The 18,335-nt window shown below is 44.0% G+C and carries 18 protein-coding genes; 3 read left to right on the top strand and 15 right to left on the bottom strand.

Annotation, left to right across the window (positions count from 1 at the left end; all coding sequences use genetic code 11):
* Window positions 1–116: 116 nt before the first annotated feature.
* From JJ941_RS03505 to ppk2, 9 genes are all read right to left on the bottom strand, one after another.
* Window positions 117–1,148, bottom strand: coding sequence for a tetratricopeptide repeat protein (locus tag JJ941_RS03505; protein WP_290962297.1), 1,032 nt, complete (start codon window positions 1,146–1,148; stop codon window positions 117–119).
* Window positions 1,149–1,278: 130 nt separating this feature from the next.
* Window positions 1,279–1,980 (bottom strand): TIGR00730 family Rossman fold protein, encoded by a 702-nt coding sequence (locus tag JJ941_RS03500; protein WP_290962296.1) that lies wholly within the window; start codon window positions 1,978–1,980, stop codon window positions 1,279–1,281.
* A 12-nt stretch (window positions 1,981–1,992) separates the two neighbouring features.
* Window positions 1,993–2,508, bottom strand: coding sequence for a DUF5683 domain-containing protein (locus JJ941_RS03495; protein WP_290962295.1), 516 nt, complete (start codon window positions 2,506–2,508; stop codon window positions 1,993–1,995).
* 91 nt (window positions 2,509–2,599) lie between these two features.
* Window positions 2,600–3,520, bottom strand: a complete 921-nt coding sequence (locus tag JJ941_RS03490) for a ParB/RepB/Spo0J family partition protein (RefSeq protein WP_290962294.1) — start codon at window positions 3,518–3,520, stop codon at window positions 2,600–2,602.
* Between the two features lie 16 nt (window positions 3,521–3,536).
* A complete protein-coding gene (locus tag JJ941_RS03485) occupies window positions 3,537–4,334 on the bottom strand; it encodes an AAA family ATPase (protein WP_255131781.1) in 798 nt (265 codons plus the stop codon).
* A 140-nt stretch (window positions 4,335–4,474) separates the two neighbouring features.
* Window positions 4,475–5,023, bottom strand: coding sequence for a hypothetical protein (locus tag JJ941_RS03480; protein WP_290962293.1), 549 nt, complete (start codon window positions 5,021–5,023; stop codon window positions 4,475–4,477).
* Window positions 5,010–5,651 (bottom strand): sigma-70 family RNA polymerase sigma factor, encoded by a 642-nt coding sequence (locus JJ941_RS03475; RefSeq protein WP_255131784.1) that lies wholly within the window; start codon window positions 5,649–5,651, stop codon window positions 5,010–5,012. Before JJ941_RS03475 ends, JJ941_RS03480 begins: the two co-directional genes overlap by 14 nt.
* A gap of 203 nt (window positions 5,652–5,854) precedes the next feature.
* Window positions 5,855–7,696, bottom strand: a complete 1,842-nt coding sequence (uvrC, locus tag JJ941_RS03470; RefSeq protein ID WP_290962292.1) for an excinuclease ABC subunit UvrC — start codon at window positions 7,694–7,696, stop codon at window positions 5,855–5,857.
* A 39-nt stretch (window positions 7,697–7,735) separates the two neighbouring features.
* The gene (gene ppk2 / locus JJ941_RS03465; protein WP_290962291.1) at window positions 7,736–8,557 is read right to left on the bottom strand and encodes a polyphosphate kinase 2; all 822 of its coding nucleotides are present in this window, start codon (window positions 8,555–8,557) and stop codon (window positions 7,736–7,738) included.
* Between the two features lie 568 nt (window positions 8,558–9,125).
* Between ppk2 and JJ941_RS03460 the strand changes: the two genes are divergently transcribed.
* Window positions 9,126–9,818: a pseudouridine synthase gene (locus JJ941_RS03460; protein ID WP_290962290.1), complete on the top strand. Its 693-nt coding sequence runs from the start codon at window positions 9,126–9,128 to the stop codon at window positions 9,816–9,818.
* Window positions 9,819–9,827: 9 nt separating this feature from the next.
* Here JJ941_RS03460 and JJ941_RS03455 read toward each other — a convergent pair whose 3' ends face one another.
* From JJ941_RS03455 to rmuC, 4 genes are all read right to left on the bottom strand, one after another.
* Window positions 9,828–11,687 (bottom strand): histidine kinase dimerization/phosphoacceptor domain -containing protein, encoded by a 1,860-nt coding sequence (locus JJ941_RS03455; protein ID WP_290962289.1) that lies wholly within the window; start codon window positions 11,685–11,687, stop codon window positions 9,828–9,830.
* Window positions 11,688–11,767: 80 nt separating this feature from the next.
* Complete coding sequence (locus tag JJ941_RS03450; protein ID WP_366069223.1) at window positions 11,768–12,334, bottom strand: transglycosylase domain-containing protein; 567 nt, start codon at window positions 12,332–12,334, stop codon at window positions 11,768–11,770.
* Between the two features lie 2 nt (window positions 12,335–12,336).
* Window positions 12,337–12,621, bottom strand: coding sequence for a hypothetical protein (locus tag JJ941_RS15280; RefSeq protein ID WP_366069222.1), 285 nt, complete (start codon window positions 12,619–12,621; stop codon window positions 12,337–12,339).
* 59 nt (window positions 12,622–12,680) lie between these two features.
* Window positions 12,681–14,021 (bottom strand): DNA recombination protein RmuC, encoded by a 1,341-nt coding sequence (gene rmuC / locus JJ941_RS03445; RefSeq protein ID WP_290962288.1) that lies wholly within the window; start codon window positions 14,019–14,021, stop codon window positions 12,681–12,683.
* 154 nt (window positions 14,022–14,175) lie between these two features.
* On the opposite strand from rmuC, the gene JJ941_RS03440 reads away from it, so the two are divergent.
* Window positions 14,176–15,225, top strand: coding sequence for a hemolysin family protein (locus JJ941_RS03440; RefSeq protein ID WP_290962287.1), 1,050 nt, complete (start codon window positions 14,176–14,178; stop codon window positions 15,223–15,225).
* A gap of 140 nt (window positions 15,226–15,365) precedes the next feature.
* Here JJ941_RS03440 and JJ941_RS03435 read toward each other — a convergent pair whose 3' ends face one another.
* Window positions 15,366–16,178: an alpha/beta fold hydrolase gene (locus JJ941_RS03435; RefSeq protein ID WP_290962286.1), complete on the bottom strand. Its 813-nt coding sequence runs from the start codon at window positions 16,176–16,178 to the stop codon at window positions 15,366–15,368.
* A 101-nt stretch (window positions 16,179–16,279) separates the two neighbouring features.
* On the opposite strand from JJ941_RS03435, the gene JJ941_RS03430 reads away from it, so the two are divergent.
* Window positions 16,280–17,209 (top strand): Brp/Blh family beta-carotene 15,15'-dioxygenase, encoded by a 930-nt coding sequence (locus JJ941_RS03430; protein WP_290962285.1) that lies wholly within the window; start codon window positions 16,280–16,282, stop codon window positions 17,207–17,209.
* Window positions 17,210–17,265: 56 nt separating this feature from the next.
* On the opposite strand, the gene JJ941_RS03425 is transcribed toward JJ941_RS03430, so the two are convergent.
* Window positions 17,266–18,141, bottom strand: a complete 876-nt coding sequence (locus JJ941_RS03425) for a bacteriorhodopsin (protein ID WP_290962284.1) — start codon at window positions 18,139–18,141, stop codon at window positions 17,266–17,268.
* Between the last annotated feature and the right edge of the window lie 194 nt (window positions 18,142–18,335).

The raw sequence follows: 18,335 nt of genomic DNA, 5'->3' as shown, positions 1-18,335 counted from the left end.
GGCTTGTATGTATAAAAGGAGCAGGCAAGAGTTTTTGCTCATTACACGGAAATTTATGACATAAAAAAACCACGCTGATTATTACAGCGTGGTTAATATTTTAAGTTCGAAAACTCTTAACGAGCAGTTTCACACTTAAGCTCATATTCCATTTTATGCTGAGCCGGTGATTTGAATGAACCATATAAAGCATTGGTGAATGCGTCGCAGGCTACTGATTTATTACCTAATGTTTGGTGGGCATATCCCAACTCAAAGTAGATTTTTGCCTTATCGGTTTTACCACCACTTTCATGATCTAAAGCTGTTGTGGCATACTCTACAGCCTGCTCATAACTTCCTGCTTTGTTGCTGGCTTCGGCAAGTCGGTAATACACATCAGCTGACTCATCGTCGTAGTTGAGAGCTCTGTTTAATGTTTCCATAGCCGTTTTGGTGTCACCGGCTTCTGATTGACGAGTTCCAACAGCAAGCAGTTCATCGTGGGCAGCTTCTCGGGCTTTCTCAGCAATGTCTGAGTTGTTGGTTGCCTCTGCCTTGGCAATAGCTTGGTCGTACCAGTTAAGCAGTTCATCAACATTTTGGTCAATAATACCATCTCCATCGGTATCATTCTGCTTCTTGATGATTTTCGCCTTTTGGTAGTAAGCTACCGCATAATTTGAATTTTCTTTTATTGCTTTTTCAACAGCCTCGTTAGCTTTTTCCAGCTCGTCGTTAGAATAAAGCGTTACAGATTTTTGGTATAACAGAACCGGAATATTTCGCTTGGCGATTGGTGTAACACGGTCGTCATTGTATTCCTCACCAACATCAACAACTTCCCGGAACGCCTCAATGGTAGCATCTAAAGCTTCCAGACTTTTACTCTTTTGATACTCCTGATACTGGCTTCTGGCCTTGTTGAAATATGCAGCAGGAATTTGCTGCTCAACTCTGTCCACAATGTCTTCACCTTCTGGACCAAGTTGTCTTGCAATAGTCAGTGCCTGTGTGTACGATGCAATAGCAGCTTCATAATTGCCTGATTTGGCTTCTTCATATCCTGCATTGTAAGCCTTCACAGCATCTGTTTTAGTTTGAGCAAAAACTGTAGTTGCCATCAAAGCCAAAACAATCGCTATTGAACTTCTTTTAAAAACCTTCATATCTATTTTATTTGTGATCGTTAGTTGCAGCGCCGAATTTAATAAAAAATGACGCTGAAATTAAAATTATAACTGCCTTTCTAATGAATTAGTATATATAAAACTTATCAAAGCACCGTCATGTTCCCAATTAAAAGTAAAAGTTTGGCATAGGCTCTTTTTTGCTGTAAAAATCGCAGATTATTTTTACCGCCTCATCGGTTGAATCTGTGACATGAAACAGGTCGGTATCCTTATCAGAAATGGTACCCCACTCTTTCATTGTTTTCTCCATCCAGTCAACCAAACCAGACCAATACTCGCTGCCAAAAAGAACAATCGGAATCTGATCGATCTTGCGGGTTTGGATAAGTGTAAGACTTTCGAACAATTCATCAAGGGTTCCAAATCCACCGGGGAATACAATAAAGCCCTGTGCGTATTTCACGAACATCACCTTTCGTACAAAAAAGTAGTTAAAGTTGATGCTGAAGTCCGGGTCCACATGTTGGTTTATGCCCTGCTCAAAGGGCAGGTTAATTCCCAGCCCAACTGATTTTCCTTTCCCTACTTCGGCTCCTTTATTTGCGGCTTCCATGATGCCCGGCCCTCCCCCTGTAATTACACCGAAACCTTTCTGGGTAATTTTATCCGCCGTTTCTACCGCAAGTTGATAATACTCATTTTCGGATTTGGTTCGGGCAGAACCGAAAATAGAAATGCAAGGGCCTATCTGGAAAAGCTTATCGTAGCCCTCCACAAGTTCGCCCATAATTTTAAATACACTCCAGATGTCACGGTCGTACCCGTTCGCCTGGCTCTTTTTTTGAAATTCTCTTTGTTCTTCACTCATATAAGTAATCATCTAAAAATTAATGGACAATGAAAGTACAGGTACCGGCTCTGTATTGCGAACTGCCAGTACCCCCGGTTTCAGCCTTGCATTCATCGACAGGTCATCTGATACATCAAAAGGACGCAAATGTGCAAAAACGTAGGCATCAATTGCGTTAAGCGCATATGATAATCCAATAAATACATACACTAAATCCCTGCGATTTCGATAAAAGTTCCGGGTTTCTCTCAGCGAACTCAGGTTTGAATTTGGAGAAATGTACCCCGGTGTGGGGCCAAACCGGTTATCATCCGGCGTGTCCGGGTTTAAATTGTAATATGCCGCCCGGTAGTCATTATAATTATTGTGCAGATAAATGCTGTAGTAAGTAAGCCCACCCAACAAACCATACACAATTGGTACTTTCCATGCCTGCTTATTGGTTACCTGTCCCCAGCCGGGAATCATCAGGGACCTCCGCAGAACCATCTTAGGTTCCGGGTATTCATTTTGGTCGGTTGCTGAGTCGGAAAAGGACTGTTTCAACGAATAATGTTGGGGAACAAATTTTTGGTAAGAACTAAAACTTTGGGCAAAACTCTGTCCACCGAGGATCAATCCTATAAGAAAAATCAGGCTAATCGATCGAGTCAAAAATACCCAGTATTCGTTCAAGGTCATCATCGGAATAATATTCAATCCTGATTTCTCCCCCCTTTTTCTTGGGTTGTACATTTACCTTGGTACTGAATGTACGTCGCAAGCGAGTTGAAATTTCATCATAAAAAGGATTGGATGTTTCTTTTTTGGATGAAGATTTCTTTTTCGATGTTGACGGGTTCATCACATCACGCACCGCTTCTTCAATCTGCCTTACCGAAAGTCCTTTGTCAATTACCTTTTTGAGTATCTTCTGCTGAACTTCTTCATCTTCAATGGTAATTAAAGCCCGGGCATGGCCCATCGAAATCTGATTTGACTTCAAGGCAGACTGTATGAAAGCAGGCAGGTTCAGCAGGCGTAACATATTTGTAACCGTTGTTCGGTTTTTCCCTACTCGGTCGGCCACTTCGGCCTGTGTATAGTCAAATTCTTCCAGCAGCCGCTTATATCCCAAAGCTACCTCCAGCGGATTCAACTCTTCCCTCTGAATATTTTCAATCAGGGCAAAAGCCATGCTTTGCTCATCATCTGCTTCTCTGATGAAAGCGGGAATTTCCTTCAACCCGGCCAGTTTAGCAGCACGTAAACGGCGTTCACCACTAATGAGCTCAAATCGTTTTTCCCCGATATACCGAACGGTTATAGGCTGAATTAAGCCGTGCTCTTTAATAGAAGCACCCAGTTCATCCAGTTTTTCCTCATCAAACTCTTTGCGCGGCTGATGTGGATTCTTCCGGATGTGATCGACCGGAACAAAAAGAACGATATTAACGCGGTCTTCCGGTTTTACGATGCTTTTTTCAACACCTTCCTTCTTTTCCGTTTCTTTGCCTTCTTCCTGGTATTCAGGAAAAAAAGCGCCTAATCCTCGGCCTAAAACTTTTTTGGTAGCCATAATCTAAAATTCTGTCTTAATCAGTAAGAACCGGGCTGTTCTTAAATAGTTTCTTATTTCTCTTGATGATTTCTCGTGCCAGCGCAAGGTAGTTCTTGGCTCCCACACTTGTGGAGTCGTATAACAGAGCCGGCTTCCCAAAACTCGGAGCCTCGGCCAGCCGGATATTTCGTGCTATCACGGCTTTAAAAACCCGGTCGTCAAAGTAACGTTTAACCTCATCTGCAACCTGGTTCGAAAGCCTTGTTCGGGTGTCGTACATCGTCAGCAGAACTCCCTCGATGTCTAAATCGGGGTTCAGGTGCTGGCGTACAATTTTGATGGTATTTAAAAGCTGACCTAATCCTTCCAATGCAAAATACTCGCACTGAACGGGAATCACGATGGAATTGGAAGCCGTTAAAGCATTAATCGTCAACAAACCTAATGAAGGCGGACAATCAATAATGACAAAATCATATTTATCGCGAACGCTTTCGATCGCTTTCTTCAGGATGCGCTCCCGCTCTTCCCGGTCAATCATCTCAATTTCGGCACCCACCAGGTTAATATGAGAGGGCACTAAATCCAGAAAATCCAATTCCGTTTGCCGGATTGTATCTTCAATATCAGTACTGCCAATCATGATTTCGTATACCGAGTTAGTCACCGTCTTCGTATCAATACCAAGCCCACTGGTGGTGTTACTCTGCGGATCGATATCAATAACCAAGGTAGGATGCTCTACGGCGGCTAAACTTGCAGCTAAATTAATTGCCGTGGTTGTTTTTCCGACTCCACCTTTCTGATTGGCAATTGAAATGACTTTTCCCATTAAAAACCTGCTTTATGCTTGATATACTTTATTGACAAAATCTAATATAAAGCGAGGTGCACTGCTATACAAAAATACTTATGCACATATTAAGGGAAAGTTTTCCACATTGAGCAGGCAACCTTTTGGCTGCCTTGCATTTAATTAGATGAACCGGTCAGTAAAATTCCGCTTCCGGCGTTGCTGCTGCCGTTCAGGTCGTTTACCAGCTCTAGCTTGTCGTAGCTCTTATCCATATCACTTTTCAGCGATGCGGACTGACTCACCGGCTGGTCTCCCGAAAACCGAAGAATTTCATTCCTGTCAACCCAAGGTTCTATGGTCTGGCTGTCAGAAGCTGTTGCAGGAAAGGTAACTGCTTCTCCGGTATAGAAATAGTATCCACCTCCGGTGAATGCGGCTAACAATATTGCAGCTGCTATCCCCCTTTTAAGGAAGAAGGTGATGTTTTTAGATTTTTTTAGTGAATCTGATTGTAGCTGTTTTGCGTCATCCGTTATTTTTTGAGTTAGTTTTTGGGGAGGGGTTTTGAGAGGAAGGCCCGAGAGCCTTCTTTTGGTAGCTCTCAGACTTTCAACTTCGATCAGCAGGTCTTCATCCTCCCGCATTAGCTTTTCAAACTCCATTTCCTCCGAAGGATCCATTTCCTTCATCAGATAACGAATAGCTTTATTTTCATCCGTGTGCATGCTTTTGCTCTTCTTCTCGTTCTTCTTCAAAATATTTTCGAAGGTTAATGAGCGCGTATCGCATACGACCTAATGCCGTATTAATAGATACATCGGTCAGTTCTGCAATTTCTTTAAAAGGCATTTCGTAATAGTGCCTTAGCAAAACAACCGAACGTTGCTCTTCGGGAAGTTTAGCGATGTGTTTCATCAGGCTGGCCCGGGTCTCAGTTTCAACCAATTGCTCATCTGCGTCCACAACGCTTTCATCTTCCATCCGATCAAAGTAATCGGTGTTAGAGTCCTCGTCGCTCCATCCACTAACGTCGATGTATCGTTTTTGTTTTCTTAGATAATCAATCGTTGCATTATGTGCAATACGCATCACCCAGGCAATCCATTTACCCTGCTCGTTGTAGGTATCATCCATCTTGGTGATGACTTTGGTGAAGGTAGTTTGAAACAGATCGTTGGCGATTTCGGGGTTCATCACCATGCTGTAGATATAGGAATAAATCTTCTGCTGATGCCGGTTCATCAATTCATTAAAAGCCGACTCATCTGCATCTCTTCTGAATTTTTTTACCAGCTCTCTGTCTTTTAAATTTTTGTAGTTGGGTTTCTCAACATGTCTGTTAATCAATTTCATAATAATACACCCTGTTTTTTGGGTTATGCTCTGAGCGGGTACACTGAAACTCTGACCGTTTGTTCCAATAACCATCTGCTTTAAAAGAGCGTTTCGTACCAGAGTCCTTTCCTCCGGTGCTGTGGCTATGTTAATATGCTACGCACGGGATTCATATAACATGTTAATGTTACTCAAAGCTCACATTACAAGGATAGGACGAGCTACTTATTAAAATAGTTGTACACTTTTTCACCCAACACCTTACCGAGATTAAACTGTAATTCTTCTTTTTTTGCTTTCTTGATTTTCTTAACCGACCCAAATTCCATGAGCAGTTTCTGGGCGGTCTTCTCTCCTACTCCGTCAATATCCAACAGCTCGGTTTTAACGGTTCGCTTGCTTCTTTTTTTGCGGTGAAAGGTGATGGCAAACCGGTGGGCCTCATCCCGGGCCTGCTGTAATAATTTAAGGGCCGAAGATTTTTTGGGAATCATAATCGGATCCGACATTCCCGGCAGAAATACTTCTTCCAGCCGCTTAGCTAAACCTATGATCTCACACTCACCGTAAAAATCGATTTCTTTAAGAGCCTCCACGGCAGAACTCAGCTGACCCTTTCCACCATCCACAATAATAAGATCCGGGATATGCTGGCCTTCTTTTTGAACCCTGGAATAGCGCCGGGTCAGCACCTCCTTCATCGAAGCAAAATCATCAGGGCCTTCCACAGTTTTTATGTTGAAGCGCTTGTACTCGCTTTTGCGGGGCCTTGCATCCACAAAGCAAACCATGGAGGCAACCGGATCAGTGCCCTGCAGGTTAGAGTTATCAAAACACTCAATTCTTCGGGGAAGCCGGTCCAATTTCAGATGTTCTTTCAACTCTTTAACCGCATGTGGAATCCGGTTTCGTTCGGCTTTCTCTTTCTCCAGAGCCCGTTCGTTTAAATGAAGTTTGGCGTTGGCCAGCGCCATTTTGATCAGTTGTTTTTTCTCTCCAATCTGTGGGACATGCACCGGCACAATCTTTCCTCTTTCCTGATGCAAATACTGCTCCAGCGGTTCCACTTCCTGCATTTCGTGGCTCAGGTAAACCTCGTCAGGGATGGCTGCTGTGTACTGACCGGTATAATAATCTTCCACGAACGATTGCAACATTTCGCCCATAGCCAGACCCTCAATATTCTTCAGGAAGCGGTGAAATTTCCCGATCATTTTCCCTTCCCTGATCTTAAACAACACCCCGCATGCTTCTCCGATTTCCTCGTTCTTGCCGATGGCAAACACGTCCCGGTCCACTTTCTTAGAGACCACCATTTTCATTTTCTGGCTGTAGCGTTTAACAGCCTCCAGGCTATCACGGAGCTGAGCGGCCTGCTCAAATTCCAGGGCATCGGAAGCAATCTGCATCTCATCTTTCAGCTCCCTGATTAGCTGGTCAGTTTGTCCGTTCAGCATCCGGTCCACTTTGTGGATGGTGGCCTGATATACTTCATCATCCCAATCGCCGGAGCAGTTTTGCAAATAATCATCGAAGCAGGAATGCCACTTCGGCACCCCTTTAGTTTTGTCAATGTTTTTTTGTGAAACGGCACAGGTGCAAAGCCCAAAAGCCTTCCGAATGGTTTCCAGCATCCGCTTCATGGCGCCAACACTATCATAAGGACCGTAGTACTTGCTGCCATCTTTTACCACCGTGCGAGTGGGGAATACACGGGGCTTGGAATCATCGGTGATGCAAATGTAGGGGTACGACTTATCATCCCGATACATGATGTTGTATCGTGGCTGGTACTGCTTTATGAGGTTATTCTCCAGAATGAGGGCTTCAGCCTCTGAATCCGTCACCACCACTTCGATATCATCAATTTTTGATACCATCGTTTTTATGCGGCCATCTTGTGGCCGGGAATCCTGAAAATAGGATCTCACCCGGTTTCGAAGCTTCTTGGCCTTGCCCACATACAGCTCAGTTCCGGAAGAATCCCGGTAAATATAGACTCCCGGTGAGGTGGGAAGATTGGCTACTTTTTCAGAGAGTTGTACTTGTCCTTCATTACTCATGCAGCAAAGATAACAGTTTTTTGATGATTCTTAACCTGCTTAGCTCCTCTCATCATCTGCCGGGTTTTCCCCAAACTTCGCGGGTACCCAGTTCATCTCTGAAATGGGCGGGCGTTCGTATTCAGGATGCTTGCTTATCTTTGGAAATTCAATCGGCTCCGGAGTTAAATCCTCATAATCAATCTGATTCAGTAAATGCGAAATGCAGTTCAGGCGGGCATGTCGTTTAATATCTGCATTTACTACGTACCAGGGTGAGTTTTCCGTATCTGTATGCTTGAACATTTTGTCCTTAGCCCGGGAATAGTCCACCCAGCGCCTTCTTGCTTCGATATCCATAGGACTTAGCTTCCATCTTTTCATAGGATCTTGGTTTCGGGCGATAAACCGCTTCTTTTGTTCTCTATCGCTGATTGAAAACCAGTATTTGATGAGAATAATCCCCGAGCGCTTAATCATATCTTCGAACTGGGGGCAGGTGCGCAGGAATTCCTTGTACTCTTCATCCGTGCAAAAACCCATCACCTTCTCAACCCCGGCCCGATTGTACCAGCTGCGATCAAACAATACCATTTCTCCTGCTGTAGGAAGCTGATCGATATACCGCTGAAAATACCACTGATTTCGCTCTTTCTCGGTGGGTTTCTGAAGGGCAACTATGCGCACCGTCCTGGGATTTAAAGGCTCTATAATTCGTTTTATCACCCCTCCTTTGCCGGCAGCATCTCTCCCTTCAAAAATCACACAAACTTTTAACCCTTTTTCTTTGATCCAGTACTGTAATTTTACCAGTTCAGCTTGCAGTGAAGCTAATTCTGATTCATAAACTTCAGATTTCAGCTTTCCATTATTGTTATACATACTTCCGCTTTAAATGATTATCCAACTATTTGATGCGCCATAATCAGGAATTGGATGAACAGTAACAAGAATTAAAGGGCAAATCTGGTAAGACTAAGTTCGAGGATAAGATTCATAACTGTAGATTTGCGAATGGTCGATGAATCGAATGACCGATTTGCGAAAGTGTATTCCTGTACCACCTATACCCCTACCTCAGCGAAGGGTTGCACCCGTTCACTTGTTTTAAGAGGGGGAATACGTTCTTTTTCGTCAACGTCATCCCGGATGAAGTGTAACGGAGATCCGGGATCTCCTATATCCGACTACTAAGTAGGAAAAAAAGTCCTTTCCCATTGCGAAGGGAAAAGACAGAAAGGGGGCTGACAGCGAAGGGCAACATTTCCTTATTTAAAACCCTACCTGTATCATCCATCACCCGGCTCTTATTTAATTACAATCGAAAGCCTGTGTCAGGTGAGCCGAATGATGGAATTAAGTGCTCTGATTTGCGAAGGCTCGTTCTTTCCCAATAATCTCCTCTAAATTAAATCCCAAATGGAAGAAAGAATTCTTAGTTTTCAGGCCTATGAAAACGACCAAAACCTCCCCTAACATCCCGATTATTTTTGAAGACAATCACTTGCTTGTGATTGATAAACCGGCCGGTGTTCTTTCTCAGGAAGACCATACAGGCGACCCGGATGTTTTGAATCTCTGTAAGGCATACATCAAAAAAGAATACAACAAACCGGGAAATGTATATCTGGGGCTGGTTCACCGGCTCGACCGTCCGGTTAGCGGAGTGATGGTGCTTGCAAAAACATCAAAAGCGGCTTCCCGTCTCTCCTATCAAATCAGGAAGCGAACCATGAAGAAAACCTACTGGGCCCTGGTCCACGGTATGGCACCTGTTTACGGAGAGCATGTTCACTTTTTGGACAAAGACAAGCGCACCAATACCGTGAAAGCCTACAAGTCACCCAAAGGCAAGGCCAAAGAGTCGAGACTGAAATTCATCACCATAAAACAAAACGCCAATTTCAGTGTGGTTGAAGTTGATTTAATTACCGGCCGGCCTCATCAAATTCGTGTTCAGTTTGCCAAGGAAGGAACACCGCTGTGGGGAGATCATAAATATGGAAATCCGGAAGAAAGCCATGGCAAAGACATTGCACTCAGGGCCGTTAAGCTGGAACTGGAGCATCCTACCCAAAAAGAAATTATGACCTTTAAAGCTCCCAAGCCTACCGGCCAGCCCTGGAATAAATTCGAATATTAATTTCCGGCATTAAACCAGCACGTTCGCCGTAGATCCTTTTTGATTTTTCAGGTGATTGAACATAAGCCGGTATTCCGTTCCCTCTTTTCCAGTATTGATATCAATTTTCGAATTAATCTGCTCTGAATAGGAAAGTACCAATGTAGTACCCAGCGTAGGACTGTTTTCCAGCTCAAAACCTTCCGGTAAACCGATTCCGTTATCTTTTACTGAAAGGGATACGGTATCATTTTCGGCTTTCAGGTCAACGGTAATGGTTCCGCTTTCCCGGCCTTCGAAAGCAAACTCGTAGGCATTGGATACCAGTTCATTCACAATCAAGGCCAGCGGCACAGCCTGATTTACATTCATTTCAACCCGGCCAATTGATTTCTTCAGCTTGATAAATTTATTCTTTGGGTTTCTCTTATCCTCAATGAACTCTAACAGCTGAGCCAGGTAATGATCGAATCGAATACCGTTGAAATTGCTTACGTTGTACAGGTCTTCATGAATCAGAGCCATAGATTTAACCCGCATGTGATTGGTCAACAGAGCGGATTTTACCGACTCGTCCTCACTCACAAATTCCTGCATTTGCAGGAAGCCCGATATCACGGCCAGGTTATTCTTAACCCTGTGGTGGACCTCGGCCAAAAGCACTTCTTTTTCCGCCAATAACCCTTCCAGTTTCTCCTGATACCTTCGTTGCGCTTCTATACTTTGACTGGTGCCTATCAAATACTTCTTATCTCCCTGTTCAAAACGAACCGCATTAAACAGAAACGGTTTCTTGCTACCATCTTTTTGAATCAGGTCAGCTTCGATACTCCCCTGTGATTTATCACCCGCAAAAACCTGCTCTATGTATTCTCTAATTGATTGCTGATCATCCCCTTCAAAAAAGTCCAAGGGCGTTCGTTCTGCATATTCCTCGTCAGAATACCCGTGAGTAGCATGATTACGGCTCCATTTGATGAGATTCTGATTTTCATCAAACATAAAAAAGTTAAGCGGAAGAGATTGTATAATCTTTTCACTAAACAATTTCTCTTTTCGAAGTTCTCTCTCCGCTTGCTTACGCCGGGTTATATCTTTTGCCGTAATCAGCAGTTTATCTTCTTTACGAATTCCATTCAGTTCCAGAAAAACTTCTCCGGCAGCCGTTTTCAAAGAAGTTTCAGATTCAAAGCCATTGCTGCCGTTTTTGATCCAGTGCCTCAGCTCTGAAATTAACGCTGAATCGGGGAACAACTCGTCAAGAGGTTTGAAGAAATCTTGCCCGCTTAGCTCAGAAAGCAGATTACTCCCGTTCCTGTTTGCCTTTTCTACCAGAAGTGTATCCGGATCGAGCACCAGCAGCAAATCTACCGATGCTTCCAGAAAAGCTGCCGTGGTTTCCAGCTCCCGGTTCTTTTTATGGAGTTCCAGGCGCGCTTCAATTTCACTTGCCAAGGTTCGCAACGCATTGAGTTGGTCCTCCGAAAGCTGCTTGGGTTCCTGCCCCAGTACACAAATAGTACCCAGGTTTTGTTGGTCCCTCCGGATGTTCACCCCAGCGTAAAATCGTAGTTTCGGATCGTTTGCAACAAAATCAAAATGACTGAAACGGTCATCAACAGATGCATCCTCAACTATCATAAACTCTTCCTTCCGTATGGTAGTATTACAGAAGTGAAATTCTCTGGGAGATTCCTTTAAATCATTACCGTAGTTTGCCTTAGACCATGTGCGTTTATCATCAATAAAGTTGATTTTAGCAATAGGTACTTCACAAATCTGAGCCGCCAATGTCACCAGGTTATCAAATTCTTTTGTCTCTGGGGTATCCAGGATGTCATAAGAATGAAGTACGTTAAGCCGAAGGGCTTCAGGAGAAAAGTGCGACATAATAGGTCTTATATCTGGATAATATTACTGCTTCAACTACTATTTTATCGGCAACAGAAGTGGATAATTAAGCCTTCTTATCAATTATTTACAGAGTCGAGCTGTATTTCCATCAGTATGGAATCGAGATAGGTTCCCAGCGAATCCTGAATGGCTTTCATGTCCACCGAATCCAGGAAAACGGGTTTCGGTTTCAGGGTGTCCATAGAGTCAGGCTTTGGCTTAGGCAGGTATCGAATCCCGCTCAGCTGTTGCATGTTTCTGAGTATCCACTGACTTCGCTGAACTACATAATCTGAAGCGGGCTCCGGTTCAATACGCTTTGGGCTTGGCAACACGGTCGCCATCCGGGCCGATTGCTTTGGGGTGAGTTGGGATGCCGATCTGCCGTAGTAGAATTGGGATGCCTTTTCAACTCCAAACATACCCGGACCAAATTCAGCGATATTCAGATAGACTTCCAGGATGCGGTCTTTGGCCCAGAAAAGTTCGATCAGTATCGCAATGCCGGCTTCCACCGCTTTTCTGAGGTAAGTTTGAGCCGGAGACAAAAACAAGTTCTTTGCCACCTGCTGAGTGATGGTACTGGCTCCACGCACCCTTCCGCTTCGTTCTCTCTCTTCCAGCGCTTTATCGATAGCGGCCATGTCTAAGCCCAGTGCTCCCTGAATCGCTGATCTTCGGAAGCGATCACCGCTAATTTCAGATGGTTGGGCAGTTGTTCATCAGGCACCCAACTTTCGCGCAGGTTGTATCTTTCCTTGCCAAGTTCTTCCCAGTTTTCCTGCAGGGTAAAGGCGGTAAACGGTGGATTGACCCAAAGCATCAAAAAAATGAGCAAACAAAACCAAAACGACCAGCCCAGCAGTACACCGCCAATCACCTTACCGTACCAACGCCAGCTTTTTGATGTAAAGGATGATTGCTTTTCCATGAGCCAAAGGTATCAATTTTAACAACAGATACATCAACGGCAGCATTTTGTTTCTTATTTTAATCGTCCTTGTTTAAATGAGAAGGTAGTTTTTTGGAGTTTTCTGCCCCCAGCTCTTTAAGCATTTCGGCTTGTCGAATTAGACTTCCCCGGCCTTCACTTAAGCGGCCCAGTGCTTTGTCGTAGCTTTTTTGGGCCTGACCGATTCGTTCTCCGATTTTCTCGAAACTCTCCACAAACAAGGTGAATTTATCCAACAACTCTCCTCCCCGGCTTGCGATTTCGCGGGCGTTCATGCTTTGCTTCTCGCGCTTCCAGATGCTTTCTATGGTAGCAAGTGTAGCCAGTAAAGTGGACGGACTCACGATCACAATGTTCTTTTCAAAAGCCTCATAATACATGTTAGAGTCATGCTGCAGGGCAAGAGCAAATGCCGGTTCAATAGGAATAAACAGCAACACAAAATCCGGGCTCTTATCCTCGTGAATGTGCTGATAATTTTTATCACTTAACCCTTTGATGTGAGCACGAATGGAATTGACGTGTTCCTTCAAGGCTTTTTCCTGTTCCTTTTCATCCTCGGTTGAACTAAAGCGCTCATAGCCCGTCAGGGATACTTTGGAATCAATAACTAAGTATTTCTCCTCCGGTAAGCGCACCACCACATCCGGGCGCAGCCTTCTGCCATCTTCCATGGTCACACTTTGCTCCGCAAAATACTCTTCCCCTTTTCGCAAACCAGACTTTTCGAGGATACGCTGCAAGATTACCTCCCCCCAATTACCCTGAGCTTTGGAATCTCCTTTCAGGGCTTTTGTCAGGCTTTTGGCATCTTCACTCATGGTTTTGTTGAGTTCAGCCATCTGTTTAATCTGCTCTTTAAGGGTAGCGCGCTGACGATTTTCCTCGTTGTATGTCTCTTCCACTTTCTTCTTAAAAGACTCCAGCTTCTCCCCCAGCGGATTCAGTAGCTGATCTATCTGTTCTTTGTTTTGTTTGGTGAATTTCTCTGATTTTTCTTCCAGGATTTTATTAGCCAGGTTCTCAAACTGAGTAGTCAGCTGTTCCTGCATCTGGGCCAGCTCTTCTTTTTGCTCGTTCAGTCGCTCCTGAAGATTGCGATAATCCGCATTTCGTTCGGCCAGCTGTTTATCAAGTTCATTAGCCCGGTTTCGTTCTTCGGTAAGCTCAGCATCTTTTTCATGCTGAAGGTTATTGAGCTTAGTTTCAAATTCCTGAACCTCACGCTCCCATTTTTCTTCCGTCTCCGAAAGTTGTTCATCCAGATTCTGATTGCGTTCTTCCAGCCGCGAACTTTCTGATTTTGATTTAAAATGCGCTATGGCAAACCCCGCAATTCCCCCAATGATGATTCCTGCTATGGCTAAGATGTAATCCATGTCTAAACTCTGTTATTACTTGTAACTTATGGCAACTCAAAGGAATGCTTTCCAACTCCTCTAAGTTTTGAAGGTACAGAATAATAAAGGACAGCGACAGGAATTGTCACCCTTTTTGGATTTTCTTTCAGCACCCTAAAATTGTTCTTCTTTCATGGAGCTTACCATTCGCTTACTTAGCGGCGTCATCCTGCTGTTGCTCAACGCGTTTTTTGTAGCTACCGAATTTGCCCTCACCCGACTCAGGCAGTATAAGCAGGACAATCTTGAAGAAAGTTCGGGGTTGAACCGGGCCTGGGAAATGACCAAGACGCTGGAAATCTACCTCACCTCCTGCCAGATTGGGATCACCACTACCAGTATACTTTTGGGTGTTATAGCGGAGCCTGCTGTAACTCAACTCATCGAACTGTTCTTTACGGCTGAAAGCATCGGCAGTATTTCTACCCACACCATTTCCATTATTCTGTCGGTGGTGTTTATAAACTTCGTGCATACTATTTGGGGAGAACAGGCGCCCACTTATCTCGGGGTTGAACGAGCCAAGTCGGTTGCCCGGTACTGTGCGGCTCCTCTCTATTGGTGGACGTATGTCATTTATCCTTTTCTGCTTTTAGGAGATCGCATCACCAAGGCTACCCTCCGGCTGTTCAACATTGAAATGGAGCGAAGTTGGCTGCAGCAGGAATCGTCTTCCACCGAAGACATCCGTGCCGAGATGGTAGAGCTGCTGAAAAGCGGTGACATGGATGAGGAGCGCCGGGAGGAAATCATCAACACTCTGGATATCGAGCAAATACCCGTAAAAGACATCATGATCCCCAGAGATGATGTAGTGACCATGAGTACGGAGAAAACATTCCGGGAAAATTTAGCCACCCTGAACCGGAATATGCACACCCGTTATCCGCTGGTGGGTAATTCCATAGATGACTTCATCGGTATTTTATACACGCCGCAAATTACCGCAAATGCAGAAGCACTTTTGGAGGGCAGCAAAGAGCTGGATGATTTCGACTGGCCTCGCATGGTGATTGGAAAAGACCTGCCGGTAAGTAAGCTCATCGATCGCTTTCAGGAAGAGCACCAGGAACTGGCGCTGGTTACAGAAGAAGAAGGTAAAATTATTGGGCTGGTTACCCTAACCGATGCCCTTGAAACCATTATCGGCAGCGCCGAAGACCCTCTGGATTTATTGGAATAACAACCCTGCAACTCTGACTTACCTTACAATCATGTCTTTCCGGACGTAGTACCAGACCAAAAATTCAATATTCAATGTTCTTTATTGAATGTTCAATATTCAATCCCGCGCCATTCTCATTGCTCCCCGAATTCAGGTTACTACCGATTCAGTATCTCCTCCATCACCCGTAGCAGTTCCTGATTCCGATAAATCCATCCGTGCCCCTGGTTTTCCAACACAAAATATTTATCTCTTTCTTTTAGATGTTCAGTAAGCCTGAGAGACCTTTCTAAAGGTAAAACCTGATCCTCCCCCGCATAAAAGATGTAGACCGGCTCTTCAATTTTTTGCAAGGCCAAATCGGTTCGTAGTGGAAATCGTACCAGAAAGTCGGGCAGAAAGGCGAATTGAGCATCCTTCATATCAATCATGCTGTAAAATGGCGTCCACATAATCAGCATCTTGGGGTCGTTAGCAGCAGCCACTTGTGCTGCTACTCCCGCTCCCAGTGAGTAGCCCATCACAATGATGTTTTCCTCGTTATACTCCTGCTCCATCTGGTCAAAAACGTAAGCCATATCCCCCACCAGGTCTTCTTCATTCCAGAGCTCTCCGGAGCTTTTTCCATATTCGCGGTAATCCGGGTACAATACATCGTAGCCGGCATTCAGGAACAGCTCAAACTTTGCCGGGTTGGTTCTGTTGTTTCCACGGTTTCCGTGATGGTAAATCACCAGTCCGCCTGCTGAATCCGAATCCGCAAAAGCGTGAATGGCGTGAATCCGAACCCCTTCTTCCGGCTCAAACCAGCGCTCCTCGAAGGGGAAATTATACGAATAGGTGTCGCTGATATCAGATTGGGAAGGCCTGAAGATGATAGTGTTTTGAATCAGGTAGAAGTAGCCGCAGATGCCTATATAGCTAAGCAGCAATACAGCAGATACAGAAATGAGAGACTTTTTATACTTCAATTGTCCGGAAATTTGATTCTTTCATAATTGTTGTTCTGAAAGGAACTGTTAAAAAGCAGATAAAGTTTTCTGTAACCTATATATAATTACGCATTTTTCTATTGGGTAAAACGTACAATCAAGAAACTATTCATCAGGTTACCCTTGGGTTTGCAGCTCTTATTACCGATCTGCTTTTCCCGGAGTTTACCGAGGCCATCCGCTTTTGGGTGCTTGGCATTGTAATCATTCTTGTAGGCATGCCCCACGGCTCACTGGATCATATCATAGCCTACCATTCTTTTCCGGAAAAGAATAAAACAGAAAAAAGGATCTGGTTTTATGGATACTATACAGCATTGATGGCTGCTTATGCTATGCTTTGGATTTGGTTCCCTCTTTTCAGCTTTCTGATCTTTTTGTTGATCACGCTTTACCATTTTGGTCAGGCCGATGCTGAACGATTTCAGTTGCCTTCTCTACCCAAGAATATCCTTTTGTATTCACGTGGTTTGACGATCGTAGGTCTCATTTTGTATGGAAGCGACCCGGTTTATATCTCAGAAGTGGTTGAAGTCATTACCGGCTTCTCGAGCTTAAGTCTTATTTCCGGTTATGTTGAAATTCCCGTTCTTACACTTACTTTTGCTTCCATCTACCCTATAGGATATTTATTTGTACTCAGCTTTTTACAGAGAAATGAACTGCCCGCAATCTATTTACTTGATGCGCTAATCGTACCAGCCTTGTTTGCCATCGCTGACCCCATATTTGCTTTCTCTGTGTATTTCGGAGGCTGGCACTCATACAATCACATTAGAACGATGCTCAACTATCTGAACAATCGTGATCTGGGTGTGTCGATGAACTGGTTTTACAGAAAAACTTTGTTTCTCAGCCTTATTTCTTATGCGGCACTTGCTGCCCTCTACTTCATCATGCAAGCGTTTGGGGATGAAGATCTTTTGGTTGGGCTTCTTTTTATTCTGATTAGTGTTCTCACTCTTCCCCATATCTTTATTGTTGAAACCATGTACCGAAAATTCAGATAATAAAAAACCCGGGAATGCTACTCACCGGGTTTAAATCGTCAGCTTTAAGCCTTTTGTTATTGGCTGTTAAGCTCTCTGTCAAAGGTATCATAATCGTAACCTTCAGCTTTACTCATTTCCTGGGCAGCTAGGGTAAGCAGAATTCCATAGATCACTTTAGAACTTATATCAGCGATGGTATAAGTAATATGACGTGCAACCACCGCCGTTTCACTTAGTGCCGGCTCCAGTCCAAAGCTGAACAGATATGGCATAAGGTACGCGCCGGGATACAGGAACCAGGAAAACAAGAAAAGCTTCCAGATGGTGCCTAAATATCCTTTGGCTTTTTCGGGTATTCCTTCCTGTCCCTCTTTAATTACTTTGTTCATCAGGTATAGAATATGGATGAAAAAGACGGTGGATATAAATCCCCAGATAAAGAACACAACAGGATTTGAAACTTCATAAAACTGGCCAATGTACCCGGTAATAATCATACCGGCTCCGGAAAACCAGAAGCCATTTCGAATGGAACTGAAACTGCTTGTTGTCAAAGTAACTACAAACAGAATCTGGAACAGAAGCATTGGCACATCAATCAGCCAGTTTAAATACCGGTAGCCGTTATTAAAAAGGTCGGCACCGGGGGCCAATACATATCGCGCTGTGTCAGCATTATATACCAGTGCGGTGGTCCAGTTTTGTTGTTGAACATAAAGCAGTAAAAAAGCAGAAACCATCACTACAACGGAAAGTACCGATGAAATACGGAATTTTGCTTTTACCGTCTTCAAAGTAAGGACAAAATATAGAAGACCGGCCAGCATCACGGCATAACCCAGAGTTAAAACATGGGCCGACATCTGATAAGCCATCTCTGAAAACCCAGACTCCAGAGCCACATAGTTTTCGAAGGTAGAATTACCCAACACGCTAATTAAATCATTCATGGTTAATAGATTTGGTTGTGGTTTATGTTAAGCCCGGCCACAAACCATGATGATTATCCCGTGTGGGTAATCTTAATCTGCAGCTCAAGCACATCTCATTTGATAAATAGTTACCAACACAACTTTCACTTCAATTTGAAAGTTCCAAATTCGCTTAACGGAATGATTGAAAAAGCATATGCATTTGAAGGATG

Origin of the sequence: Gracilimonas sp., assembly GCF_017641085.1 — a bacterium.
Lineage (GTDB): Bacteria > Bacteroidota > Rhodothermia > Balneolales > Balneolaceae > Gracilimonas.
Note: the sequence above shows the minus strand (reverse complement) of the source record. Positions and strands in the feature narration are given on the sequence as shown.